Here is a 25,648-nt window from a genome sequence, read left to right on the forward strand (position 1 = left end):
TGTCCGTTCAGGCGCGCTCGATCGGAAACCGGAGCTCGCAGGTCGCCGTCGTGAAGTCCGGGGCATGGTCGAGCACCGAGACGATCGACGGCCCGGGGCGGAGCCGGAACGGATTCGACGGGAACCACTCCGTGGCGGACCGCGCGTAGGCCTCCTGCAGCGCGGCCGGGTGCGAACCGGCGGTGCGGAAGACCACCCACTCCCCCGCGTCCACGGCGATGACATCCACGCCGGGCGGCACCGGAGTGTCGGCGTCGACCGCCACGCCGTGCAGGTACGTCAGCTCGCTGCCTTCGACGTAGTCGGGGTCGACGTCGGCGCTGACCTGGAGCAGGCCCGACGGATCGGTGTTGCCGAGCTGCTTGAGGCGGTCGTGCTCGGAGGCGGGCAGAGAGGCGATGAGCTGCTGGATGTGCGGGTTGATTCCCTCATGGAGAAGGGGCACGCGGGCGGCGTGGCCGATCAGGCGGAAGGCGGGGCGGTTGATGATGCGGGCATCCATGGGGGTGCTCCCTTCGACGGTCAGACGGAACCTGAGCAGCGGCTGGCTGTGAAGGGGGCCGCCGGTCCGGCGGACGTCGCCGTGGCTCGCTCCGTGCACGGCACGGAACGCGCGCCCAAAGGCTTCGGTGGAGCCGTATCCGTAGCGCACGGCGATGGTGAGCAGGTCCTCATCGCCAATGACGTCGGCCGCCGCAAGCGTCATGCGCCGCCGTCGTACATACGCGGAGATCGGCATGCCGGCCAGGGACGAGAACATCCGCCGCAGGTGATAGCCGGTGGTGCCCGCCGCTGCGGCGAGCGCATCGATGTCGACATCGCCGCCCGGACCCTCGCCCAGACACCGTTCGATCTCGTCGACGAGGTGGTTGAGGATCCCGATCACGGCTGCTCCCTTCGCCTTCCACTCTCCTCGCCGGCGGGCTGACGCCGCCCGACTTTTCAGGTCCGATTCTGTCGGACGCGGCCGCACAGTCACCATGCGCGACCACGAAGATCAATTGTTCCGGCGGGCCAAGACTCGAGGGTCGAGGCGACGGGCAGGATCCGCAATGGCTGACCGAGTTTCTGGACAATCACCCGGATATCACGGAACAAAGAGCATCGACCGACAGGCGGCCTGCATCAGTTGTCTGTCCACAGAAGTTCGGAGGCGCTCTCTAGCGTTCTTCTATAGGAGGTACCCCGGCAGAACCCGAGCGAACGCATCGGCCTTGTCCACAAGCCACTCGACGAGTTCCTGCGCCTGAGTCGTGTCGAGGAAGTCGCCGGGACGACTAATCGCAAGTTTTGAAGCTTTCCGACCGGGCGTGCTGCTCCACTCTAGGCTGAACCCGAGATCAGCTTCTATCGCGTCACGCTGCGCCAGCAACCTCGCATAGAGGCCCTTGTCATTGTTGATCCAAAAATGTGTCGTTACGAGCTTCTTTTTGGTGTTAACCAGTAGGGTGAGCTGCCCGCAATCGTACCCGAGCACATCGAAATAGTTCTTCGACGAAGGTTTCCGCCAACCATCAATGCTAGGCGCATTGACCAGACCGTGGTCCCGTACCCGCATGAAGAATTCCAGCCGGGCCTTCTTCAGAGCGCTTTCGCCGCCGGCATTGGACTGGACGGAGGTACTTTTGCGGCGACTGGCAATCGCTGCAACGTCAAGATCTAGTCCGGCTGCGGCTGCAAGCTCTTCGGCACCCATGAACTGGTCGGGATCGGCACGGCCTTCGACGTCGAAACGAAGGCCTTCCGCCTCCAGCACGGTCCGAGGGTCGTCGAATCGATCGGGCTCAGTCCATCTAAAACCAGGGGAGATCGTCCCCCCGCCCTGTAAAACTCGCCATGCGTTGGACATGGGAAAGTTCGTGATTACCGCAGCTAGCGGTTGCGCCCAAGTATTAGCAACGATGGCAACGTCCCCGTAAGACGTCCAGCGTCCCGCCGGAATCTCGGCGAGGATCGAGGCAACGTGGCTGCGAAATGCTGAGGGTTCGGGGTCGCCAGCAACGACGCTTTCGTCGGGGCCAGGCCAGAGTTCAATGATCTTTTCAGCCAATTCCGCGCTGCGCCTATTGATCTCAGCAGCACCCCAACTCTGGTGGGCGGCGATCGTCTGGTTCATATAGATACCGCTCTTCGAGAGCAGTTCCCGCTTCTCCTCGAAGGGCTTGTTGCTGAGTTCGCTGTTATACCCGCTGAGCGTGAGGTTGCCCAGAGTGTGAAGCACCCTCTCGTGCTCGTAGTTTACATCGGCATCGGCATCTAGCCCCGCGGCAAACGCCTCTCTCACTGACACCGACATCGTCTGGGGAAGCACGTGCTCGATCGTTAGGTGCGAAGGGTCAATGTCGACAATTTCCTTGGGGCGGTACGCCTCCTCCAACCACTGAAGGATGAGCTTTTTCTGCGCACCGCGTCCCTGCCAGTAGAAGGGAACTGTCCGCGTAGATTCACGAACCTGGGCGTCGGTCGCGAAGTGCTTGCGGCCTTGGGACAGGTATTCGCGCAATGCCACGTCGACGTGCTCCGCGCTACTGATCGCTCCCACAGCTTGGAGGAGCGTGCGATTTAGATTTGCTGTGGCACGTCCGATGATGATGCGCCGCACGAAGTATGACTCCAGGTAGCTAAGCGCGCGCGCAGCTTCGGCGTCAGAAGCGGTGCCAGCAGCTCGTCTCGCGAGAATTTGCATAACCACGGGATAAGCCGTCGTCGAGCCCCAAGCCTTTATTCTGGCGAGGCGGCGGCTAATTTCCTCGTGTTTCTCCCCAGTGGGCTCGAGAATCGTGGCCAGGACGTCACCGAGCTTGGCTATGCGAATAACCTCGGCTTCAACGTCGTCAACAGTCCTGAACCGATCGAGTCGTCGCTGCTGACCGACGTACGTGTCAGATTGCTTCGCCCGCTCGTCGCGCTGGGCCAGGTCGAGCCAAAACAACAGCTCTAGGCTGTCAGAATCTAGCTTTCGCTCAAGGGGAAGCCAGATGTTCTGGTAGACAGCCTCCGCACGGTCACCAAGCCTCATGAACAGATAGTTCTTAAGGAGATCACTCTGCGTCAACCTAAGGCCAGTGTTGTTTAGGGACTCGAAGATCCGGTGCGCGTTGTCGGAGGGTTCCGCCGTGACTACGACGAGCGCCAGACCGCGTACGACAGCAGCCTCGAGCAACTCCAGGTCGTGTGGGTCATCCGGATCGTCGGTCGCCGCGATCTTCGCGCGGAAGAACCGGTAGGCGTCACCGACCAGGTCCTGCCCACCGGCTTGGGGAGCACGGTTTAGGACCGCACTGTAGGCTTCCCGATCCGCTTGAGTCGGCAGGACTTTTAACGGTTTACCGGCGTCAAAGACATTGATTAGATACTGTGCATCGATGCCGCTCGCCCGCTCGGAATCTCCAGTTTCGATCAAATGATCCCGAAGCGCTGCGAGAAGCAGAGTCAGCGTGGTCAGACGCTGCTGGCCATCAACGACCAAAAACTTGTTAACGCCGACGGCGCCAAAATCTGGACTGCTAGCCAGCACGAGCGAACCGATAAAGTGCGAAGCTTTTGGATCGTCGGCTAAGGCCCGCCCCAATTCGACGACGTCCGACCAAAGCTGGTCGAGCTGTTTTTTGCGCCACGAGTACACACGTTGGTAAAGCGGGATTTGGTACTGCTTCTTGCCTTCCAGAACCCCCGCAAGTGTCCCGTTCTCCGCTCGAACCACTCAAACCCCCTGTAGTCACAATACTAAATTGAGAGTACACGCACAGGTCTCCGGGCAAGCAACCCTCCAGGTACGGCCTGACGGGCACCAATGAACGAGACGGAGGGTAATGACCCCGACCACCACCGGGCCGGCGATCCCAGCCGCCCGCCCGTCACCCGATAAAAAGACCGCTCCCAGGCAGGCACGGGAGCGGATCTATCGGGCTCAGCCCTGATCTAGACGTTCAAGCGGGACTCCACCACGTTCCGCAACCGAATAACCCCTGCTCCACAGCGAATGAGAACTGTTCGGCGGACGGCCAGCGCTTAGCGCCGGGGCAGGCTGGGATTGCTTCGCGGAGTTACTGCGGGGGCTCTTCCTGAAGGACGAGGCCTTCGTCTCCGGGGAGTACTTTGCCTTGGTCCCGCTCCGCTTCATCCTCCTCATTCAAGGTAAAGGCGTCACCCGGCGAGCAGGGGGCAATAGCGCTAATACTGTATGACTTCTCAGGTGCATCAGTATCGAATACAGCCCGGAGGACGGGGCCGCCCTCTGCGAAGACGGTCGGGTGGGTTGTCGGATTTACGGTGCGTACGCTCATGCCCAGGGACTGCCAATAGTCGGCGACGCGTTTGGCGTCCCCAACATGGTCAGTCCCCTGGGGAGCCCAGCGGTCATAGCTGTAACTGGCAGTGGCATCCCCCCGCCCAAGGCTGCTTTCGGGCGCGCACTCCTGCGCCCCCGCAACGCCGTTGCGGGGCCACCACCCGGTGACATCGAGCTGTTCGGCGGTATTGAAAACAAGCTCAACCACCCGATCCCGACCCTCGCGGGCGCTGATTGTCTCTTCGGGGGTGTTCTTCCCCGACATTGAAGTGTCCGACTTCTGCTCAGCGCAGCCGGCCAACACCATTGCCGTCGTGAGCACAGCCGAAGCGGCCGCGAGGAGCCTCAGACGTCTCCTGAAAACGGGCACTGTTCATTCCCTCCAGCAAGGCCTTCTGCAGCTCAGCCGACTCCAAACGGGAGCATACTCGTAGATCTTCTCCACTTCTCCATTGGTTGCCCAGGCCGCGTTTTGTGAGGACCGTCGCAATAGTGCGGACGCGCAGACCCTCTCATGAGGCAGAATCCGCTGCGCACGTAAAACCTCCCTATCCCATCAGCCAAGCAGCACAGACAGAAAAGGCCCGGGATGAAAGCAACATCCCGGGCCTTGAGCAATGAGCCATCTAGGGCATCACCAGAATCTTGCGGACCCCTTGGGGTCGATACGCAGGCCCCCTCTCCTGATAGGACGCCCGGACAGCGGACGGGTCGGCCGACGATCAGAGCTTCCCTTCGCGGTAGAGCCCGAGCAACAACTCCTGCATTTGCGGCGTGTACTCGATGGACTCGTAGTGCTCACCCCGGGCGTTATGCCGCTGTTCAACCACCACACCCAGTGCGCGAGCGAGCTTCGATGGCTCCCATGCGCCTGGCTCACCGATGAGGACCCCTGCTTCACTGAGCCGCGCGTTGAGAGCTGAGGTTTTCATGCCGGCGTCCTCGTCACGAAGCTCGCCTGCCTCGCGCCAGCCCTTCAAAACGACAGTCAACGACACCGCGGCAGCACGCGACTCCAGCGCCCGGGTCCGCCGCACGGTCTGTGAGGGCCCGGCTACGAGGGTGGTGGGAGTCGAGGCGGTCCATCCTTCCTCCACGCTGATTAGGGGGTCCTCACGAAGGCCAGGGACCGCATTGGGCCGCTGCGCGAACCTCGACATCACGCCAAACACTTTTCCGTTGTTCCATCGGTTCGCCGCGGCGAATACGATAAAGAGGTCTTTCGCACGGGAGACCGCCACGTTCATCAGCTCAGGGTTCTGGTCGATGAACGTAGCCTGCCCGCTGTCCTGCCCGTACACGGCAGAGAAGAGGACAATGGGGCGCTCCGCCCCTTGCAGACGGTGCGCCGTACCCACTGTGACTTTTTTCCACAACTTATCCGGCAGACCAGTCGAGGCGTCCACTGCCTTCGCTGCTTTCCTGAGTTCCGCGGTGATCAGCCGGGCCTGGGCGCTAAACGGAGTCACGACGGCGATCACGGAATCCTCGCTTACCCGCTTGTTCGCGTCGGGCTCCGTGGAGGAGTAAATAGCAAAGTAATGCGCGTAGTTCTCCACGATCCATGCGGCGATAGCCTCCGCCTCGTTCTGGTTCCTGCGGCTGGATCCGTGCCGGGAATCATGCGATCCCGGCACATCGGTCCACTGGAAAGCGACGGACTCACCGTCGAGTTTCGAGGAGCTGGAAGGACGTTTAGCCTGCAGCATCCCGTCGTACAGCAGAGTGTTGCAGAATCCGATGATGTCCGGATGGCACCGGAAATGCTCCGCGAGGAACAGCCCCGGAGACCCCGTGCCATAGTTCCAACTCGAGGCGTGGCTCGCCGCGCGCATCAGGCTTGACTTTGCCGAGCACGTCAGACCATGTTCCCGCAGGTCCTCTGACCACTCCTGCAGGGGAATGCCTGCACCCTGCGCCACTTCGCTGTCCGTCTGTTCATCGATGGACCATATCGGTGCCAGCTGCTTCTCATCGCCTACAACAAGAGCACGTTTCGCCAGCGCGAAAACCGGAAAGCCAAGTGGGGTATCCACCTGGCCCGCCTCGTCAACGATGAGCAGGTCAATGCGGCCGACGTCGAAATGGCTGGGCTCTCTTGGGCCCATATAGAGCTCGAAGTACTTTGGCACCTGATAGATGGTCATCACGAAGCAAGGCGTGAGGGCCGCAGCTTGCCGCCAGTAGCGCTCCATGACGCCCCTGTTAGTCTGCCGCCGGTCGTCTTGTTTGATGAAGTCGGCGAGGAGCCATTGCGCCTCGAAATAGTGCACAGCCAACCAGAACTCCGCATACCGCAGGGTCACGTCGAGCTTTTGATCGAGCTGTTCCAGGCTGGTGCAGTACTTCAACTCCGTCACGTGGCTGATCGCTCGGAGAAGAGGAGATGCCTCCACCTCGTTGCACAGGGAGACGTAATCGTCTGACTGCCCCTGGGACGACATGGTCTCGATCAGGTTGATGCGATACTCGTCCAGCTTTATCAGCGCATTATGAATCAGCTGCGGCAACTCGGGGATGTCAGTGATTTCGCCGAAATAGGCATGGAAGCTCATCGCGAAGCAATCTTTCGCCTCCGCAACGTAGGCGTCGCTGCTGTAAACGGAGTACGTCTGGCTCTTATCCTTTTGCTCGACCAGGAACTTCTTTTTCGCGTCGGTTAGTTTCTTCTGCGGGGGGCAGTAGACCGCCAGTGACTGCAGCGATTTTCCGGCACGGGCGTGGCCGTTCTCCTCCTGCGGCAACCAACGGAAGTCCAGCGGACCGGGCTCGGCCTTCGTGACGGAATCGAACGAGGAGATGATGTTGGTGACGGCCTGATTGTTGGTGGACGTACCCACGATGACAGGCGGCGCCCCCTGTTCCAGCGCACGGCGTGTCATTAGGTTAGCCACGACTGCCTGCAGCATCGTCGTCTTGCCAGTGCCGGGCGGGCCGCTGACGGCAGTGACCTCGCTGCCGGCCCCGTCGAGGAACGCATGCACCGCACGGCGCTGCGAATCCGTCAGTGGAAATCCGTCGCTCATCGACCCGCATGAGTTCAGTGCGGCCGCGTAAAGCCCCTCACCCGCATGTATTTCTGTCTCGTGAAGCTTCCCGCTCCCCCACCCCTTGGACAGCCGCTCCACCGGCGCAGGCATCTTCTTTTGCCTGCTGAGGAAGTCGTAGACCTTCAGAAGCCAACCCGCGGCATTAATCCGGTCGGCGTTCTGGACATAGCACAGCTCGTACTGGATCGCACCTTCGCCCGGACCATGCTTCGCTGCGAATTCCTCAACGGTGTCCCCCGCGACGTCCTCAAACAACCGTGTCGCCAGCTTCATCGCATCAGCAAAGGACACTGTCTGGGAGATGCCGGCTCCGAGCACCGAACGTGCATACTTCCAATAGTCACTCAGGGATCCAATCGTTAGCTTTTCCCCGGTAATCGAAGGGGATTCCAGGCGTTCCGCCGGTATCCACGGAGAAGACGCCGTTTTGAGTTCCGGCTCCAGCCGGCCATCTCGGAACAACTTTCCCTCTAACAGCAGGAGGCCGTTTTGTGCTGTCCCGTTCTCGGCCGACTGCGAAACCAGTGATACCACCACAGAGATTGGCGCGTCCTGGAGCGGCTCTGTCGCAGCGGTTTGCTCGGCGCTGGGTGCACCTTTCGGCGCAGGGCGGAGGCCGTGTACTTCCTCCTTGTGGTGGGAGAACAGTGTCGCGGTATCCTCAACGCTCAAGGAACCTGCGGCGAGCTGCTCTCGAGTCACCGCCACGTATATGGAAGAGTCCTTGAAGGTCACCGCTTCCAACTGGCCGCGCTTGATAACCTGCGAAAAATAGTCCGCAACCCTAAACGGGTCTGCCATTGTGGAGCTCCTTTGTCTTCCTCGAATCCACCGTCCGCTACGCGTTTAGAGGGCTGTGTCGGCAGTGTCGCCTACGCAGACTTATCGACAGCCGCGCCCTCGTCGTAAGCTCCGCCGCTCGCCTCCTTCGATTTGTGATAAATACCCAGCGGCTGTCTATATAGGCAAAAAGACAAGTCCCTAGCGGGAAATTACTGCAGGAGACTTATCGACGGTCTCACGCACTAAACCGACGCCTGTGTCGCCCATCCGTTCAAGACCCAAGGGCGGTAACGAACAAAATCTACGAGGGCTGGACACTAAACCCCTCGCTCCACCTACAAGAAATGCCGCCCTAATACGTTTTCACGTAGGGCGGCATTTCCACTGCATCAAGAGATTGAACTAAACGTTGAAGCGGAACTCCACCACGTCGCCGTCGACCATCACGTAGTCCTTGCCTTCTATCCGGACCTTGCCGCGGGACTTGGCCTCCGCCATGGAGCCGGCATCGACCAGGTCGTCGAAGGACACGACCTCGGCCTTGATGAAACCGCGCTGGAAATCGGAGTGGATCACACCGGCAGCCTCCGGGGCGGTTGCGCCCTGGCGGATGGTCCAGGCGCGGGTTTCCTTGGGGCCGGCGGTGAGGTAGGTCTGCAGGCCCAGGGTGTGGAAGCCGACCCGGGCCAGCTGGTCCAGGCCGGATTCGGTCTGCCCGTTCATCTCCAGCATCTCGCGGGCCTCCTCCTCGTCCAGCTCCACGAGGTCGGCCTCGAGCTTGGCATCCAGGAAGATGCAGTCGGCGGGAGCGACCAGTTCGCGCAGCTCGGCCTGGCGGTCCGGGTTGCCCAGCACGGCGTCATCGACGTTGAACACGTAGATGAACGGCTTGGCGGTGAGCAGGCTCAGCTCGCGCAGCTGGTCCATGTCCAGCTTGTCCTTCTCCACCGAGGCGAAGATCGTGTCACCGCGCTCCAGCACGGCCTGCGCGGCCTGCATGGCGGCCAGCTGCGCGGCGTCGCGCTTCTTGATCTTCACTTCCTTCTCGACGCGCGGAATGGCCTTCTCCAGCGTCTGCAGGTCGGCGAGGATCAGCTCGGTGTTGATGGTCTCCATGTCGGAGCGCGGATCGACCTTGCCGTCCACATGAACGACGTCGGGATCATCGAAGACGCGGATGACCTGGGCGATCGCCTCGGCCTCGCGGATGTTGGCCAGGAACTGGTTGCCCAGCCCCTCCCCCTCGGAGGCGCCCTTCACGATGCCGGCAATGTCCACGAAGGACACGGTGGCCGGCAGGATGCGTGCGGAGCCGAAGATCTCCGCCAGCTTGGCCAGCCGCGGATCCGGCAGCGACACGACGCCGACATTCGGCTCGATCGTCGCGAACGGATAGTTCGCCGCGAGCACGTTGTTGCGGGTCAGCGCGTTGAACAGGGTTGATTTGCCGACGTTGGGCAGGCCGACGATGCCGATTGTAAGAGCCACGTTAGCCAATGATACCGGGGGTGGCTCCACAGCCTAAAAGCACGACGGCGGCCCGCCGGCCAGGTGCCGGAGAGCCGCCGTCGGGCCCTCGGTTCAGGGGCTCAGCTGACGTTGCTGCGCCGGCCGCCCAGGCCGCGGGAGTTGTCCCCCATCGCCTTCAGCGTGGCGCGCAGTTCCTTGGGCAACGAGAACATGATGTCCTCCTGCGCAGTGACCACTTCCTCGACGTCGCCGTAGCCGTACTCGGCGAGCAGGCGCATGACGTCCTGGACCAGGTTCTCCGGCACGGACGCACCGGAGGTGACACCCACGGTGGCAACGCCCTCGAACCAGGACTCGTCCACCTGGTTGGCGAAGTCCACCCGGTAGGCGGCCTTGGCGCCGTACTCCAGGGCCACCTCGACCAGGCGCACCGAGTTGGAGGAGTTGGAGGAGCCGACCACGATCACCAGGTCCGCCTGCGGGGCGATCTTCTTCACCGCGGTCTGCCTGTTGGAGGTCGCATAGCAGATGTCATCGCTGGGCGGATCCTGCAGCGACGGGAAGCGCTCGCGCAGCTTGTTGACCGTCAGCATGGTCTCGTCCACGGACAGGGTGGTCTGCGACAGCCAGATGACCTTCTCCGGATCCCGCACGGTGACCTTGTCCACGTCTTCGGGCCCGTTGACGATCTGCATGTGCTCGGGGGCCTCGCCGTAGGTACCCTCGACTTCCTCGTGGCCCTCGTGGCCGATCAGCAGGATGTCGAAGTCGTCGCGGGCGAAGCGCACGGCCTCGCGGTGCACCTTGGTCACCAGCGGGCAGGTGGCGTCGATGGTGCGCAGCCCGCGGTCCTCGGCGGACTGCACGACGGCGGGTGAGACACCGTGCGCGGAAAAGACCACCAGGGCGCCCTCGGGCACCTCCTCGGTCTCCTCCACGAAGATCGCGCCCTTCTCCTCCAAGGTCTGCACCACGTGGAGGTTGTGCACGATCTGCTTGCGCACGTACACCGGCGGGCCGTAGGCCTCCAGCGCCTTCTCGACGGCGATCACGGCCCGGTCCACGCCCGCGCAGTAACCGCGCGGTGCTGCCAGCAGGACCCGGCGGGGGCCGGCCACGGAGGCAGCCGCAGCCACGTCCTCGGGGCTGCGTCGGCGCCTCGGGACGGTGGGCATGGGCACGGAGACTGCTGTGCTGGTCATGGTCCCTATGCTATCGGCTGGGTGCGGGGGCAGGTCGAACGGGGATGTGTTCTTCCGCTCAGAGCGCACCGCCTTCCGCGCTCAGCGGCGGCGCGGGGCCAGGGCCATGCCCAGCAGCCCGAGGACCAGCAGGATGCCGCCGCCGAGCAGGGCCGGAATCAGCCAGCCATGCACCGCCGCCGCGGCCTGCTCGGCCAGCCCCGCCGCGAAGGCGGACGCCACCGGGCTGGCCCCGGCCTGATCGGCGGCCAGTGACGGCACCGCACCGGCGGCAAACCAAAGCACCGCTCCTACCACCACGACGCCGGCCCCCAGCCAAGCCAGCGCCGCCCCGCGGCGTCGGGCCACCGCCAGGGCCAGCAGCGCGGCCAGGCCGGCGCCGACGGCGAGCGCGGGCCAGGTGCCGGCGACCGCGGCGATGCGCGCCGGCCAGTCCGTGGCGGGGCCGACGTCGACCACCACGTCTCCGGGCTCCGGCAGCGGGACGCCGAGGTCCTCGCCGATCCGCTCCGTCGCCAGCCGAGCGAGCGGGGACAGGTCCAGCACCGCCGGGGCAGGGCCGGCGTCGTCGGCGGAGAAGGTCCGCTGATGCGAGGCTGCCAAGGATCCCGTCCAGGCCTCACCGTAGCCGGGCGCTTCCTGCAGCCCCTGCAGCACCCGCTCCACGGCCGGAGCCACCAGCCCGGCCAGCGGTCCCGGCACGTTCGCGGAGTCCGCTGCCTGCTGAGCCAGCGCCTCGCGGAGTTCAGCCTGGAAGCCGGGGTCACGGCCCAGCGGCTCACCCAGCTCGGCGAACCCTTCGGCCGCCACGACGTTCCGCTCCAGCCATGCGGCGGAGAACGCCGCGGTTCCCAGCACCAGCGAGGCCAGCACCAGCAGCCCCGAAAGCAGCCCGCGCATCCACACTCCCATCTGTGTCGCTCTTCCGCCGGGTCCGGCGGCACCTTCCCCAGTCTGCCGCACGCCGGCGCCGGCCCGTGTGTGCCCCTCCACAACGGGCGCGGAGGATGCCGCCGGCGGGGGTGGCAGCTGGTAGACATTAACGAGGCCCACCCCGGGCCGCCGGGCCCGAACACCCGCGCATCGGGCCGGAACCGGCGCATCGGGCCCGAGCGGGAGACGCAGGCCGGAACTGCAGGCCGGAACCAAGGGAGCAGACGCATGTACGACGAGGAGATCGGTGTCGATGCCGCGGCAGCGCCGCAGCGGACCACCCTTCCCGCGACGGCGGCGGAAACGTCGCCGGACAACCCCTGGCCGCTGGCCCTGCTCTCCCGCAACCTCAAGTCCTACCTGGACCGGGCCCCCGCGGCGTGGGTGGAAGGGCAGGTCATTGAGCTGAACCGGCGGGCCAACGCCAGCTACATCACCCTGCGCGACGTCGACGCCGAGGTATCGCTGTCGCTGACCGTGTGGAGCACGGTGATGAACCGGCTGGAGCTGCCCCTGGAACGCGGTGCCCGCGTGGTGGCCTGCATCAAGCCGGACTTCTGGATGAAGACCGGCCGCCTGTCCATGCAGACCCGCGACATCCGCCCCGTGGGCCTGGGCGACCTGCTCGCCCGGATCGAACGGCTCCGCCAGGCCCTGGCGGCCGAGGGCCTGTTCGACGACTCCCGGAAGCTGCCGCTGCCGCTGCTGCCGGGCCGGATCGGGCTGATCACCGGCCGCAACTCCGATGCCATGAAGGACGTGATGCGCAACGCCGCGCTGCGCTGGCCGGCGGTCGCCTTCGAGGTCCGAGAGGTGGCGGTGCAGGGCGTCAGCGCCGTCGCCGAGGTGAGCCGGGCGCTGGCCGAGCTGGACGCCATGGCCGAGGTCGACGTCATCGTCATCGCCCGCGGCGGCGGCTCGCTGGAGGACCTGCTGCCGTTCAGCAACGAGGAGCTCGTCCGCGCCGTCTCGGCGGCCTCCACCCCGGTGGTCAGCGCCATCGGCCACGAGGCGGACCGCCCGCTGCTGGACTACGTGGCGGACCTGCGCGCCTCCACCCCCACCGACGCCGCCAAGCGCGTGGTGCCCGACGTCGGCGAGGAGCTGCAGCGGATCGGCCATGCCCGGGCGCAGATGCGGCGCATCCTCGACGTCATGGTCGGCCGCGAACGGGAACGGCTGCAGCACATCCGTTCCCGCCCGGTGCTGGCCTCTCCGCACGTCACCATCCAGGGCCGGGCCGATGACATCGAGCGGCTGCGCGGGCGGGCCACCACGGCCATGACGGCGGAGATCCGGCGCGACGCCGACCGGATCAACCACCTGCGCGCCCAGGTGCGGGCCCTCTCTCCGCAGAAAACCCTCGACCGCGGCTACGCCGTCGTCCAGCTGGCTGACGGCAGCGTCGTCCGGCAGGCGGACGCCGTGCCCGGCGAGGCCGAGCTTCGCATCCGCGTGGCCGAGGGCGAGTTCGGCGCCGTCGCCCGCGGCAACTGATATTCCACCCGTCACGACAGGATCCCACCATGAATGAAACCCCCGCCCTGCCCGCCGACATCGAAGCCATGAGCTACGAGCAGGCCCGCGACGAGCTCGTCACCGTGGTCACCCGCCTGGAAACCGGCGGAGCCAGCCTCGAGGAGTCCCTGGCCCTCTGGGAGCGCGGCGAGCAGCTCGCCAACCGCTGCGAGGCCTGGCTGGAGGGTGCGCGGCGCCGGCTCGACGCCGCCCGCGAGCGCACCGCCGAGTAGCCACACCCCGCGCGGTTCCCCCGGCGGCGCCGGCTCGCCCGCAGCCTGCACACACGCAGACGGCGGCGGCGCCCCGAAGGGTGCCGCCGCCGTCTGCGTGCAGAATTCCTGGCGTCAGGGCTTGTAGGTGGAGAGGAACTCGGCCAGGCGGCCGATCGCCTCTTCGATGTCCTCCACGTTCGGCAGGGTCACCATGCGGAAGTGGTCCGGACGGATCCAGTTGAACGCCGTGCCCACCGAAACGAGGATCTTCTGCTGGCGGAGCAGCTCGAGCGCGAACTGCTCGTCGTCCTTGATCGGATAGACCTCCGGATCCAGCTTCGGGAACAGGTAGAGCGCGCCCTGGGCCAGCTCGCAGCTGACGCCCGGAATGTCGTTAAGCAGCTTGTGCGCCATGTCCCGCTGCGCCCGCAGCCGCCCGCCGGGCAGGATCAGGTCGTTGATGCTCTGGTAGCCGCCGAGCGCGGTCTGGATGGCGTGCTGCGCCGGCACGTTCGCGCACAGGCGCATGTTCGCCAGCAGGTTGATCCCTTCGATGTAGTTCGCGGCCTGGCGCTTGGGCCCGGAAATGGCCATCCAGCCGGAGCGGTAGCCGGCGATCCGGTAGGCCTTGGACAGGCCGCTGAAGGTCAGGCACAGCACGTCGTCGCCGGTGATGGCGGCGGCGTTCACGTGCACGGCCTCGTCGTAGAGGATCTTTTCGTAGATCTCGTCGGCGAAGATGATCAGGTCCCGTTCCCGGGCCAGGTCCACGATCCGGCGCAGAACGCTCTCCGGGTACACCGCACCGGTGGGGTTGTTCGGGTTGATCAGGACGATGCCCTTGGTGCGGTCGGTGATCTTCGAGGCCATGTCCTCGAGGTCCGGCCACCAGTGGTTGTCCTCGTCGCAGAGGTAGTGCACGGCGGTGCCGCCGGCCAGGGACACGGACGCGGTCCACAGCGGGTAGTCCGGGGCGGGGACGAGGATCTCGTCGCCGTTGTCCAGCAGCGCCTGCATGGACATGGTGATCAGTTCGCTGACGCCGTTGCCGAGGTAGACGTCGTCGACGTCGATGTTCTGGATGCCCCGGCTTTGGTAGTACTGCACGACGGCGGTGCGGGCGGAGAAGATGCCGCGGGAATCGCTGTAGCCCTGGGCCTTGGGCAGGTGGCGCATCATGTCCACGAGGATCGCCTCGGGCGCCTCGAAGCCGAACGGCGCCGGGTTGCCGATGTTCAGCTTCAGGATGCGGTGGCCGGCAGCCTCCATCTGCTGGGCCGCGTCCAGCAGCGGTCCACGGATGTCATACAGCACGTTGTGGAGCTTCTGGGACTGCTTGAATTCTGCCATTTCCTTAGGATGCCACAGCGCTTTCCGAAAGCCCCAGCCCGGCGGACGCGGTTACGGCGTCCGCCGGGCCGGCTGGCCGGGCCGCACCGTGGCCCGGCCCGGCCCGCAGGCGATGGAAGGGTGCCCCTACTCCATCAGGCCTTTTTCCTTCAGCCAGCGCTCGGCGGCGGTCTTCGGATCTTCCTTGCGGTCGCCGCTGACGGCCTGGTTCAGCTCGATCAGGTCCTCGGTGGTGAGCATGGAGGACACGTTGTTGAGCACCTCGCGGGCCTGGTCGTTCACCGCGTCGAGGTTCACCAGCGGCAGCACCTGCTGGGCGATGAAGTTGTTCTCCGGGTCCTCAAGGACCACCAGTCCGTTCTCCTCGATCGACGGGGTGGTGGTGTAGATGTCGGCCACCTGGATCCGGTCGGTCAGCAGCGCCTGCAGCGTCGCCTCCCCGCCGCCGTCGTTGATCGCTTCGAACCCTGCGGGCTCGCACCCGTACTTCTCCAGCAGCCCGGGCAGTCCGTAGGCACGTTCCTGGAAGGTGGTGGGCGCGCCGATGGTGAGTTGGTCGCAGACCTCGGCCATGTCCTCGATGCTCTCCAGCCCGTACTTCTCGGCCGTCGCCTGGGTGACGACCATGGCGTCCTTGCTCTCGGCCTCGGCCGGTTCCAGGACGGCGATGTTCGCATCCGGGGATTCCTGCTCCAGCGCCTCGGGCAGTGCGTCCATGATTTCGCCGGCGGATTCGGCGGTGGCTTCCGGATCCGCGAACAGCAGCAGGTTGCCGCTGTATTCGGGCAGGATCTGCACCGAGCCGTCCTCGAGCGCCCGGTAGTAGATCTCGCGGGAGCCGATGTTGGGCCGGGTGGTCGCGGTGAGCCCGGCGCTGTTCAGGGCTCCGGCGTAGATCTCCGCGATGACCTGGCTTTCCGGGAAGTCCGCGGAGCCGACCACCAGCTCGCCGGACGCGGGTGCGGAGGTGGTGGTCTCCTCGGCCTGGGGGTCGTCGTTGGCGCCGCAGCCGGACAGGACCAGCGCGGCGGCGGTAAGCACGCCGGTGGCGCCGAGGCCGGCACGCAGGCGGGTGCGGCTGCCGCGCCGGTGGAAGGGGTTGTTCATGGGTTTCCTCCTTGGAAGCCGGCCGCGGGGGTAGCGGACGGGGTCGGGGTGCGGCGTGGAGTCCGCAGGCCGGGTGAAATGGTCAGGCGCTGGCCCAGGGCCAGCACGGCGTCGACGGCGACGGCGGTCACCGCGATCAGCAGGGCGCCGCCGAAGAGGCGGCCGTTGTCGCGCAGCTGGGTTCCTTCGACCAGGAAGACGCCCAGGCCGCCGAGGCTGATGAAGGCCACCACGGCCACCGTGGCGGTGACCTGCAGGGCCGCCGCCCGCACTCCGCCCATGATGACGCGCAGCCCGTTGGGCAGTTCGACCCGGAACAGGATCTGCAGCTCCGTCATGCCCATCGCCCGGGCGGCGTCGACCAGCCGGGGGTCCACTGAGGAGATCCCGGCGTAGACGCCGGTCAGCAGCGGCGGGACGGCAAGCAGCACCAGCGCCCAGACGGGCGGCATCAGGCCCAGTCCCCAGAGCAGCACGAACAGGAAGACCAGGCCGAGCGTGGGCAGGGCGCGCAGCAGCCCGGCCCCGGAAATGATCAGCACCCGCCCGCGGCCGGTGTGTCCGACGTACAGTCCCAGCGGCACCGCGACGACGGCGGCGAGCAGGACGGCGAGCGCGGAGTAGCCCAGGTGTTCGGCGACCCGGGCCGGGATGCCGCGGTCTCCGCTCCAGTTCTCGGCGGCGGTGAGCCACTCGGCCATCTGCACGAGGACGTTGTTGCTTGAGTAGTCCATCAGGCCGCTCCCGCCCGCACCCGGGCCGCCAGGGTCGCGGTGCCGGCCCGCCCCAGCCGCGTCCACGGGGTGAGCAGCCGCTGCAGGCCGACCAGCAGCAGGTCCAGGAGCAGGGCCAGCGCCAGGATCAGCACGATGCCGACGGCGATCTCGGTCGGGAAGCTGCGGAACAGCCCGTCCATGAACAGCCGGCCCAGGCTTTCAATGCCCAGCAGCGAACCGACGCTGACCAGCGACATGTTGCTGACCGAGATGACTCGCAGGCCCGCGATCAGTACCGGCAGCGAGAGCGGCAGGTCCACGGCCAGGAAGCGCCGCAGCGGCCGGTAGCCCATGGCGGTGGCGGCCTGCCGGACGTCGTTGTCCACGGAGTTCAGCGCGTCGACCGTGGAGCGGACCAGCAACGCCACCGCGTACAGGGTCAGGGCAACGATCACGTTGGTGATGTCCAGGATCTTCGTGCCCAGCAGCACCGGCAGCAGCACGAACAGCGCCAGCGAGGGCACCGTGTACATGATCGCCGAGCCGGCCATGAGCGCCCCGCCCACGCTGCGGCGGCTGCGCGCGAGCCAGGCCAGGGGCACCGCGATCAGCACGCCCAGGACCAGCGGCACCACGGCCTGGAACAGGTGCAGGCCGGTCAGGCGCAGCAGCATGTCGGAGTTCTCCAGCGCCCACTGCATGTCAGACCGCCGTCCCGTGCCGGGCCCGGCCGCGGCGCATCCGCGCCCGCTCGATCAGCTCCAGCACCTCTGCGGGCCGGATGCAGCCGACGACGGCGCCCGTCCGGTCCACGGCCACGCCCAGACCCGACGGCGAGGACAGGGCCGCGTCGAGGGCCCGGCGCAGGCTCTCCCCCACCGGGTAGATGGATCCGCCGGGCACCAGGTGCTCCGGATCGGTGACCTGCCCGCGGGCCGCAGCAGGCACCCAGCCCAGCGGACGGCGGTCGGCGTCGACCGCCAGGGCCCAGCCGTCGTGCACCGCCACCCGCGGGTCGGCGAGCTGGGCGGGGTCGAGGGTCTGGACCCCGTGCAGCCGGACGGCGCCGCCGTCCTGGAAGGACAGGTGCCGGAACCCGCGGTCCCGGCCCACGAACGCCGCCACGAACTCATCGCGCGGGGCCCGCAGCAGTTCCTCCGGCGGGGCGTACTGGGCCAGCCGGCCGCCCTCGGCAAAGACCGCCACGCGGTCTCCGAGCAGGGTGGCCTCGTCGATGTCGTGGGTGACGAACACGATGGTCTTGGCCAGTTCCCGCTGCAGGCGCAGCAGCTCGTCCTGCAGTTCGGCGCGGACCACCGGGTCCACGGCGCTGAACGGTTCGTCCATGAGCAGCACCGGCGGGTCGGCTGCGAGCGCCCGTGCCACGCCCACCCGCTGCTGCTGGCCGCCGGAAAGCTGGGCGGGGTAACGGCGGCCCAGATCGGCGTCGAGCCCCACGGTGGCGAGCAGCTCCGCGGCCCGCTGCCGGGCGGCGGCGCGGGAGGCGCCGTTGAGGCGGGGCACGGTGCCGATGTTGTCCAGGACCGTGCGGTGCGGCAGCAGGCCAGAGGACTGCATGACATAGCCCATGGAACGGCGCAGGGTGGCAGCCGGCACGGCGGTGACGTCCTGCCCGTCCACGGTGATGGTTCCGCTGCTGGGCTCGACCATCCGGTTGATCATGCGCAGCGAGGTGGTCTTGCCGCAGCCCGACGGACCGACGAAGACGGTGATGCTGCCGCGGGGCACGTCCAGCGTGAGGTTCTCGACGGCGGGAGCGGCGGAGCCGGAATAGGTCTTGGTGACGCCGCGGAACCGGATCATCGGCTCCGGGGTCCCGGCGGGGCTCGGTGCGGTCATGGCAGGGCCCTCTCGGTGGCGGGACGTGCGGGCAGGCCGGTGCCCGGCCTGCGTTTAACGTATTTCACGGGCAAAACCGCGTCCAGCGCATGCCCTGGATCACCGGTCAGCCCGGTCAACGGTCGACCGGGCCGACCGGGCCGGCGGCATGGAGCCGCAGCCCGACGTCGACCAGGCTGACGGTGTCCAGCGCGGGCACATCGGCCAGGTCGAACCAGGCAGCCCCGTCGGTGGTGCCGTCCACCTCCGTCGTGAGGCTGCCGCCGACGATCTCGGCCCGGTAGATGACCCGCAGCCCGTGCAGTGTCCGGGTGCCGTGCATCCGGCGCTCGGGCGGAATGAAGTGGCTGTCCACGCCCAGCAGGCCGCCCAGCCGGACGTGGTAGCCGGTCTCCTCGAAGACCTCCCGCACGGCCGCGGTGGGCGCGTCCTCCAGCAGCTCCAGGCCGCCGCCGGGCAGTGTCCAGCCGCTGTGTCCGCCCTGGTTCCAGTGCGCCAGCAGGATGCGGCCGTCGCGCACGATGACCGCGTAGGCGCCCACCCGGACATCGAAGCCGCCGCTCATGCCGCGGCCTCCGATTCCAGGCCAAGGAGGAACAGCACCCCGTGCACGGGGTCCCGGTTCAGGAAACGCACCTGCTCCAGGCCGCGGCGGGCCATCCGGCTGCGCAGCTTCTCCTGCAGCAGCGGTTGGTGGACCCCCAGCCCGCCACCGACCACCACGGGACCGGGCAGCCCCAGCCCCCCGGCGACGTCGGCCGCCAGCTCGGTGAGGTCATAGGCCGCGCGTTCGACAATGCGGGCGGCGGCTGTGCTGCCTGCCGCAGCGGCGTCGAACACCAGGGGCGCACGTGCCGCCCACCAGCGCCGGCCCGCCGCGGAGTGGAAGAGCGCAATCAGCTGCTCGGGCCGCTGCGCCCCGCAGCCCTGAAGGATTGCTTCGCCAAGACTGTCGGCGGGCAGGCCCAGGTCGTGCCGGTGCAGGGTGTGCCGGACCGCCTCGCGGGCCGTCCAGTAGGCGCTTCCCTCATCTCCGAGCAGGTATCCCCAGCCGCCGCTGCGGGCCTGGGCGCCAGCGGCGTTCACGCCCCATGCCGCGGAACCAGTGCCGGCAATGACGGCGATGCCCGCGGAGGCCCGGCCGGCGGCGAGGATGAGCCGGGTGTCATGGACGGCGTCGACCCGGGCTTCGGGCGCGGCGCGCCGGATCAGCGCGGTCAGCGCGGCGGCGTCCTCCTCGGTGTCGATGCCGCCGGCCCCTGCCACCACCCGTGCCACGCCGCGTGCTTCCAGCTGTCGGAACACGTCGGCGAGGGCGTCTTCGGCGTCGGCGACGGTGACGTTCTGGACGTTGGCGCTGCCGGCGACGGCCTGGGCGACAACCCGGCCGCCGCGGATGAGGACGGCGTGGGTCTTGCTCCCGCCGATGTCCAGGCCGACGGCGTCTTCGGCAGCGGCGTCAAAGCGAGGTTGGTGCATGGGTTCCACCCTACGTGGGGCCGCGGCTCAGGGCTCCCCCGGCAGCCGCCGGTGCAGCAGCGCCTCAGCGGCGGCCAGCCGCAGTTCCGCTTCGCGGACACGGGGGCGGAAGGCCCGCCCGCGGGCTCCGGCCACCAGGGTGAGCGCGACGGCGGCGGCGCGGGCCGCGAGTGCCTCCGGGTCGACGACGGTTTCGAACGCGGACCGGAAACGGGCGGTTTCGGCCGCCGCCTCAGGGCGGTGCGGGTTCACGGCGGCCAGGACCGCGGCGTGCCCCAAGAAGCAGGCAAGGTCGTCCACCCGGTGTCCGGGCCCGACGGCATCGAGGTCAAGCAGGCCGGTGATTTGTCCGTCCCGGATCAAGAGGTTGCCGGGGTGGAAGTCTCCGTGGACCGGCACGACGGGCCCGGCGTCGGAGGCTGCCGCCCGCCGCGCGGCGGCCTCCGCCAGGTTGCGGATGCGGGCCTGCGCCTCGGGCAGGGCCACCGACGCGGCACGCGCATAGTCCAGCACACGCTCACTCCAGGCCGGCCGCGCCCGCAGCTTCAGCACACCGGAGGGCAGCCGGTCGAGCAGGGCCGGCAGCTGCAGCGGGTCCAGGCCCGATCCCGTGATCAGCGGGCGGACCATTGGGTTCCCGGGTGCCTGGTCAGTGGCGACGGTGGCCGGCGGGCCTCCTTCGACCAGTGCCGGAACGGGCAGCCCGGCTTCCTGCAGCAGCACGTGCCTGGTCCTCAGCGCGGCCGCGGCCGGGAGCACCTTGAGGTAGCGGACCCTGTCGGCGTCGGCGGCGCGGATCACGGCCCGGCGCAGCGGCCGGTAGGCAAGGGTTTCCAGGACCGGCAGGGCACCGTCGAACAGGTCCCGGCCCACCGCCGCCGCGCTGGTGGCCCATGGCAGGTCCGGCAGCTGCGGGTCACGGGGATGCAGCCACAGCCGCAGCTGCGTGGCCGCCACCCGCGCAGTGACGGTTCCCGGCCCGTCGGCGGCGGCGGTGGTGGCAACGGCGTGGAGGGACAGCAGCTGCCCGTCGCGGGCCTGCGCCTGCAGGCGGTAGACGGCGCTTGCACCGGCACGGGGCCGATGATGGGTGCGCAGGTGCCGCCAGTCCTTGAGCCGCAGCCGCAGCGGGCGCAGCAGCTGCGCCAACGCAGGCTCCATTTCCGGTGCCTGCAGCAGCTCGACCAGGGCGGCCTCGCGGCCTGAGGCGGACGTTTCCTCCACGGGCCGCGCAGAGCCCGGGTCAGGCGCGGCGGCGCTGGAGGACGTCGTCGAGGTTCAGGATGCCCGTCATCGGCGACGGCTCCTGCCGATTATCCGAGCCGGGCAGGTCGGCAGAGGCGGTATCTGCTGCACCGCCGGCTGCTGCAGGCGCGCGCAGGCTGGTTCGGGTGGTGGGGCGGGGTTCCTCGGGCAGGTTCAGCGGCGCCGGCTCCGGCCGGTCGGCCCGAGGCGCGTCGACGTAGGTGGGACGGGGCAGCTCGACCGGCTGCCAGGGTGTTTCGGCCGGCCGCGGGGCCAGGGTGCCGGAGCGGACCGCTTCGGCGAGGGCTGCCGCCCGCAGCTCCTCGGCGGACAGCCTGGGGGCCGGCGGTTCTTCATGCAGCTCGGCGTCGAACGGCTCTGCCGGCTCGGTAACCGGCTTCGGGGACGGTTCCGGCGCCGCGGAGGGGGCGGCCGGCGGCTGGGCGGCCATGGCATAGCGGAACGCCCGCTGCACGCGACGCCGTCGGTCCCGGACCGCGAGCAGGCGCAGGGCCGCGACGTCGGCGGCCAGGAGCCCGACTGCAGCCGCCGGAGACCACCAGGGCGCCGCCCCGGCCACAAGGAGGACAACGGTGACCGGCACCGCCACGAGTGCCGCGAGGCCGGCAAGTGCCAGGGCCAGACGGCCGTAGCGGATGCGCAGCGCGGGTGCGGCGTTGGAGGGGCGGGTGGTCTGTCCGCTGCGTTCGGAGGCGTGGTTCATGGTGTTCCCCTGGGAGGACCGTGGCGGTGCGGGTTGAGTAGGCGGGACGGTGCGATGGTGAACGTCCGGGCGCCGGGGGGCCGTAGGCCTGCGTCCACCGTCGACGGAACTCCCGGAGGCAGATGACCGGCCGCCGAGCAGGTAGGGAGCCACCCAGAGCAGCCACAGGCCCACGGCAAGCGCCAGGACCAGGGAGCTGTTCAGGGAAAAATCCACACTATGACCGTATGAGCTAAGCCGGGGCCGGGTCCGCATTCGATGCGGTGTGTCGCGTTCAGCCCGCTCCGGATCCGGCCTGCAGGCGGGACAGCAGGCCGTTGGGGACCTCCTCGGCGGTGAGCGCGAAGGAGCGGTGATCGCACCAGCGGCCGTCGATGTGCAGGAAGCGCTGCCGCAGGCCCTCGTCACGGAAGCCCAGCTTCTGCACCACCCGCAGGCTGGGGGCGTTTTCCGGCCGGATGTTGATCTCCATCCGGTGCAGGCCCAGCTCCCCGAAGCAGTAGTCGGTGGCGAGGGCGACGGCGGTGGGGACGATACCGCGGCCGGCCCGGTCCCGGTCCACCCAGTAGCCCAGGGTGGCCGTGCGGGCCGACCCCCAGACGATCGAGGAGACGTTGAGCTGGCCGATGAGCGCCGGACGCGCGCCGGGCCCGCCCTGGCGATCGGTGATGACCAGGGGCAGGCCCGTGTGCTCCCGGGCCTGCGCGCGCAGTGCCTGGACCATCTGCCCGTAGCTGGGCGCAACGCCGCCGGGCCGGGGGTCCGTGGCATCCCACGGCCCCAGCCAGGCGGCGTTGCGTGCCCGCAGCTGTGTCCATTCGGAGCGGTCGCGGTAGCGGATCGGCCGCAGCAGCACGTCACCGTGCTCCAGCGTCAGCGACCGCAGGCCGGGCCACCCCACGGCGCTAGGCTTCGGTGTCGGCGGTGAAGTCCTTGAGCCACTCGCGCAGCTCGGGGCCCAGGTCCTCACGCTCGGAGGCCAGCGTGACCACGGCCTTGAGGTAGCTGAGCTTGTCGCCGGTGTCGTAGCGACGGCCGCGGAAGACGACGCCGTAGACTCCGGCGCCCTCCCCTTCGGCGGCGGCCAGCGTCTGGAGCGCATCGGTGAGCTGGATTTCGCCGCCGCGGCCCGGGCCGGTCTCCTCCAGCACGTCGAACACGGCGGGGTGCAGGACGTAGCGGCCGATGACGGCGAGGTTCGACGGCGCCTCGTCGGCTGCCGGCTTTTCCACCAGCTTGTTGACGCGGACGTAGTCCTCGCCTTCGACCACGGAGATGTCCGCGCAGCCGTAGGAGCTGATCTGTTCCGGATCGACCTCGATCAGGGCGATGACGGAGCCGCCGGTGCGGGCCTGCACCGCCACCATCTGCTCGAGCAGGTCCTCGCGGGCGTCGATCAGGTCATCCCCGAGCAGCACCGCGAACGGTTCGTTGCCGACGTGCTGGCGCGCACGCAGCACCGCGTGGCCCAGGCCCTTGGGATCGCCCTGGCGGAGGTAGTGGATTTCACCCAGGTCGGAGGAGGCACGGACCATGGCGAGCTTGTCTGTGTCGCCCTTATCTTCGAGGGTCTGCTCAATGAACGGGACCCGGTCGAAGTGGTCCTCAAGGGAGCGCTTGTTGCGGCCGGTGATCATCAGGATGTCCGGCATCCCGGAGTTGACGGCCTCCTCGACCACGTACTGGATGGCCGGCTTGTCAACCACCGGCAGCATCTCCTTGGGCATGGCCTTCGTGGCGGGCAGGAAGCGGGTGCCCAGACCGGCTACCGGGATGACGGCTTTGTTCACAGGTCGAGAAGTCATGAGCGTAAGCGTACATAGAATCCCTTGGATTGGACCAAAAAACCTTGTCCGGCGGGGCAGAATAGGCCCATGCACTCCAAGGATCAGGTCCGCGCCGAACTGCTGCTCCGACGTCGTGCCCTGAGCGCCGACGAAAGGGCAGCCGCCGGCCGGGCGCTGGCCGACGGCGGGGCGGCGGCCATCGCTGAACTCGTTCCGGAAGGCGGAACGGTCGCCGCGTACCTGTCCGTGGGATCGGAGCCGCCCACGCTGCCGCTGCTGCAGGCCCTGCATGCCGGCGGACGCCGCGTCGTCCTGCCGATCTGTGAGCCCGGCTACCGGCTGAGCTGGGCCCGGTGGCGGCCGGATACACCGATCGGGCGAAGCCGGTACGCCGCCGTTGCTGAGCCGAAGGCGCCCGGCGTGTCCGCAGACCGGCTGCCGCTGGCGGCGGTGCTCACCCCGGGCCTGGCCGTGGACACCGCCGGCGGGCGGCTCGGAAAGGGCGGCGGCTACTACGACAGATTCCTGGCGTCCCTGCCTCCGGCTGTTCCGGTGGCCACAGTGCTTTACGACCACGAGGTCCTTGCCCCCGGAAGCTTCCCGGTCACGGGGTTGGATGCCCCGGTTGCGGCGGCCCTGACGCCGTCGGGCTGGCGGGAACTGGGCGTGCGCCGGGTGTATAGTTAGCACTCGAAGCCCACGAGTGCCAGCGGGTGCCGCAGGGCGGCGGCCCGAGGGACGTCCTGATTCGCATCCAGGAGGAAAACAGTGCCTACCTACGCATACGCCTGCAAGGACTGCGGCCACGCCTTTGACATCCAGCAGTCGTTCTCCGACAGCTCCCTGACCGAGTGCCCCGAATGCGGCGGCACCCTGCGCAAGAAGTTCAACAGCGTGGGTGTGGTCTTCAAGGGCTCCGGTTTCTACCGGACGGATTCCCGCGAGGGCAAGAGCTCCCTCCCCGCTGCCACATCGGACAGCCCCGCTTCGTCCGCCGGCGCATCCTCCGGGGCGGGCACCTCGTCAGGGTCCGGTTCCACGGAAGCAAAGTCCTCTCCTGCGCCCGCGGCGGCCTCCGCCTCCGGCAGCTGATACCTCCGCTCCTCCACAAGCAGCCCGGCCCGGGGCGCCGTCCCCGGACCATCACCGGCCGCTTCCTCCATGCCGCGGGCCCCGACAGGCTCGCGGCATGGTTGTTTTCGGTTCCTCCCGTCCTGCAGCCGGCCCCTCCTCGCGTACCGTCTCCGGCACGGCCCCGCGGGGGCGCCTGCACCGGTTCCTGCTGCGGAACCGCCGTCGCGCCGCTGCCCTGTTTTTCTGCCTCGCTGCGGGCGTAGCTGTCCAGTCCCTGGTTCCTGCAGGCCACGACTACAGCACGGTGGTGACCGCCCGCCAGGACCTCGCGGCGGGCAGCCTGCTCGAGCCGGCCCAGCTTGATTCCCTGCGGATCCCGGCCGAAGCCGTCCCGCCCGGTGCCGTCACCGATCCCGCCTCCGTCACGGGGCGGCGGCTGGCCCATCCTCTTCCCGCCGGAATGCCCCTGTCTGAAACCGTGCTGCTGGGTCCCGGCCTCCTTCAGGGTTCACCGCCGGGCACGGCAGCCGTCACGGTTCGGCCGGACGACCCCGCCGCTGTCCGACTGCTGCATCCCGGGGAGCTGGTGGACGTGGTGGTGAGCGGGGAACCGGGCTTCGACGCCGAGCCCGGGGCCCGGACCATCGGGCGGGGGCTGCCCGTTCTGTGGACCGGCGGGGCGGAAGGGTCTTCTGCGGGCCTGCCCGGGGGTCCCTGGAGCGAAGCTGACGAAGGCCTGGTGGTGCTCGCTGTTCCGGGGCCTCAGGCCGCTGAGCTCTCCTCGGCTTCCCGGGAGGGCGGCCTGTCCCTGGTGCTCACGGGAGGCGGGTAGGCCATGACGCCA

22 protein-coding genes are annotated in these 25,648 nt (G+C 67.9%); 5 read left to right on the top strand and 17 right to left on the bottom strand.

Features of this window, described 5'->3' with window-relative positions:
- Positions 1 to 7: 7 nt before the first annotated feature.
- From AC5RUW_RS11555 to AC5RUW_RS11580, 6 genes are all read right to left on the bottom strand, one after another.
- Positions 8 to 886 carry an AraC family transcriptional regulator gene (locus AC5RUW_RS11555; protein ID WP_494160857.1) on the bottom strand — a complete coding sequence of 293 codons (879 nt, stop codon included), beginning with the start codon at positions 884 to 886 and terminating at the stop codon, positions 8 to 10.
- Positions 887 to 1,171: 285 nt separating this feature from the next.
- A complete protein-coding gene (locus tag AC5RUW_RS11560) occupies positions 1,172 to 3,703 on the bottom strand; it encodes a DUF4268 domain-containing protein (RefSeq protein WP_494160858.1) in 2,532 nt (843 codons plus the stop codon).
- Positions 3,704 to 5,013: 1,310 nt separating this feature from the next.
- Positions 5,014 to 8,142: a DEAD/DEAH box helicase gene (locus AC5RUW_RS11565; protein WP_494160859.1), complete on the bottom strand. Its 3,129-nt coding sequence runs from the start codon at positions 8,140 to 8,142 to the stop codon at positions 5,014 to 5,016.
- A gap of 384 nt (positions 8,143 to 8,526) precedes the next feature.
- Positions 8,527 to 9,612, bottom strand: a complete 1,086-nt coding sequence (gene ychF, locus AC5RUW_RS11570) for a redox-regulated ATPase YchF (protein WP_494160860.1) — start codon at positions 9,610 to 9,612, stop codon at positions 8,527 to 8,529.
- 101 nt (positions 9,613 to 9,713) lie between these two features.
- Positions 9,714 to 10,796, bottom strand: coding sequence for a 4-hydroxy-3-methylbut-2-enyl diphosphate reductase (locus AC5RUW_RS11575; protein ID WP_494160861.1), 1,083 nt, complete (start codon positions 10,794 to 10,796; stop codon positions 9,714 to 9,716).
- Between the two features lie 81 nt (positions 10,797 to 10,877).
- Positions 10,878 to 11,696 (bottom strand): hypothetical protein, encoded by an 819-nt coding sequence (locus AC5RUW_RS11580; protein WP_494160862.1) that lies wholly within the window; start codon positions 11,694 to 11,696, stop codon positions 10,878 to 10,880.
- 261 nt (positions 11,697 to 11,957) lie between these two features.
- Here AC5RUW_RS11580 and xseA point away from each other — a divergent pair, with 261 nt between their 5' ends.
- Both xseA and AC5RUW_RS11590 read left to right on the top strand, forming a co-directional pair.
- On the top strand, positions 11,958 to 13,226 hold the full coding sequence (xseA, locus tag AC5RUW_RS11585) for an exodeoxyribonuclease VII large subunit (RefSeq protein WP_494160863.1): 1,269 nt from the start codon (positions 11,958 to 11,960) through the stop codon (positions 13,224 to 13,226).
- A 29-nt stretch (positions 13,227 to 13,255) separates the two neighbouring features.
- Entirely contained in the window at positions 13,256 to 13,480 is a 225-nt protein-coding gene (locus AC5RUW_RS11590; RefSeq protein WP_494160864.1) for an exodeoxyribonuclease VII small subunit, read from the top strand.
- 114 nt (positions 13,481 to 13,594) lie between these two features.
- Here the strand turns inward: AC5RUW_RS11590 and AC5RUW_RS11595 are convergent, their stop codons facing one another.
- The 11 genes from AC5RUW_RS11595 to galU form a co-directional block, all read right to left on the bottom strand.
- A complete protein-coding gene (locus tag AC5RUW_RS11595; RefSeq protein ID WP_494160865.1) occupies positions 13,595 to 14,812 on the bottom strand; it encodes a pyridoxal phosphate-dependent aminotransferase in 1,218 nt (405 codons plus the stop codon).
- Positions 14,813 to 14,938: 126 nt separating this feature from the next.
- A complete protein-coding gene (locus AC5RUW_RS11600; RefSeq protein WP_494160866.1) occupies positions 14,939 to 15,919 on the bottom strand; it encodes an ABC transporter substrate-binding protein in 981 nt (326 codons plus the stop codon).
- Positions 15,916 to 16,653 carry an ABC transporter permease gene (locus tag AC5RUW_RS11605; protein WP_494160867.1) on the bottom strand — a complete coding sequence of 246 codons (738 nt, stop codon included), beginning with the start codon at positions 16,651 to 16,653 and terminating at the stop codon, positions 15,916 to 15,918. The genes AC5RUW_RS11600 and AC5RUW_RS11605 overlap by 4 nt, the downstream gene beginning before the upstream one ends.
- Entirely contained in the window at positions 16,653 to 17,336 is a 684-nt protein-coding gene (locus AC5RUW_RS11610; RefSeq protein ID WP_494005543.1) for an ABC transporter permease, read from the bottom strand. Before AC5RUW_RS11610 ends, AC5RUW_RS11605 begins: the two co-directional genes overlap by 1 nt.
- A gap of 1 nt (position 17,337) precedes the next feature.
- Complete coding sequence (locus tag AC5RUW_RS11615) at positions 17,338 to 18,459, bottom strand: ABC transporter ATP-binding protein (RefSeq protein ID WP_494161059.1); 1,122 nt, start codon at positions 18,457 to 18,459, stop codon at positions 17,338 to 17,340.
- A gap of 151 nt (positions 18,460 to 18,610) precedes the next feature.
- Positions 18,611 to 19,060 carry an NUDIX hydrolase gene (locus tag AC5RUW_RS11620; RefSeq protein ID WP_494160868.1) on the bottom strand — a complete coding sequence of 150 codons (450 nt, stop codon included), beginning with the start codon at positions 19,058 to 19,060 and terminating at the stop codon, positions 18,611 to 18,613.
- Positions 19,057 to 19,974, bottom strand: a complete 918-nt coding sequence (locus AC5RUW_RS11625) for an N-acetylglucosamine kinase (protein ID WP_494160869.1) — start codon at positions 19,972 to 19,974, stop codon at positions 19,057 to 19,059. Before AC5RUW_RS11625 ends, AC5RUW_RS11620 begins: the two co-directional genes overlap by 4 nt.
- A 27-nt stretch (positions 19,975 to 20,001) precedes the next feature.
- Positions 20,002 to 21,198: a phosphotransferase gene (locus AC5RUW_RS11630; RefSeq protein WP_494160870.1), complete on the bottom strand. Its 1,197-nt coding sequence runs from the start codon at positions 21,196 to 21,198 to the stop codon at positions 20,002 to 20,004.
- Between the two features lie 19 nt (positions 21,199 to 21,217).
- Positions 21,218 to 21,943, bottom strand: a complete 726-nt coding sequence (locus AC5RUW_RS11635) for a hypothetical protein (RefSeq protein ID WP_494160871.1) — start codon at positions 21,941 to 21,943, stop codon at positions 21,218 to 21,220.
- Positions 21,944 to 22,217: 274 nt separating this feature from the next.
- On the bottom strand, positions 22,218 to 22,844 hold the full coding sequence (locus AC5RUW_RS11640) for a GNAT family N-acetyltransferase (protein ID WP_494160872.1): 627 nt from the start codon (positions 22,842 to 22,844) through the stop codon (positions 22,218 to 22,220).
- A 4-nt stretch (positions 22,845 to 22,848) separates the two neighbouring features.
- Positions 22,849 to 23,748 carry a UTP--glucose-1-phosphate uridylyltransferase GalU gene (galU, locus tag AC5RUW_RS11645; RefSeq protein ID WP_494160873.1) on the bottom strand — a complete coding sequence of 300 codons (900 nt, stop codon included), beginning with the start codon at positions 23,746 to 23,748 and terminating at the stop codon, positions 22,849 to 22,851.
- Between the two features lie 69 nt (positions 23,749 to 23,817).
- On the opposite strand from galU, the gene AC5RUW_RS11650 reads away from it, so the two are divergent.
- From AC5RUW_RS11650 to cpaB, 3 genes are all read left to right on the top strand, one after another.
- Positions 23,818 to 24,417: a 5-formyltetrahydrofolate cyclo-ligase gene (locus AC5RUW_RS11650; RefSeq protein WP_494160874.1), complete on the top strand. Its 600-nt coding sequence runs from the start codon at positions 23,818 to 23,820 to the stop codon at positions 24,415 to 24,417.
- A gap of 81 nt (positions 24,418 to 24,498) precedes the next feature.
- Entirely contained in the window at positions 24,499 to 24,822 is a 324-nt protein-coding gene (locus AC5RUW_RS11655) for an FmdB family zinc ribbon protein (protein ID WP_494160875.1), read from the top strand.
- Positions 24,823 to 24,919: 97 nt separating this feature from the next.
- Positions 24,920 to 25,636, top strand: coding sequence for a Flp pilus assembly protein CpaB (cpaB, locus tag AC5RUW_RS11660; protein ID WP_494160876.1), 717 nt, complete (start codon positions 24,920 to 24,922; stop codon positions 25,634 to 25,636).
- The last annotated feature ends 12 nt before the right edge of the window (positions 25,637 to 25,648 follow it).

The sequence above is a fragment of the Arthrobacter sp. Y3222053 genome, from assembly GCF_059092805.1.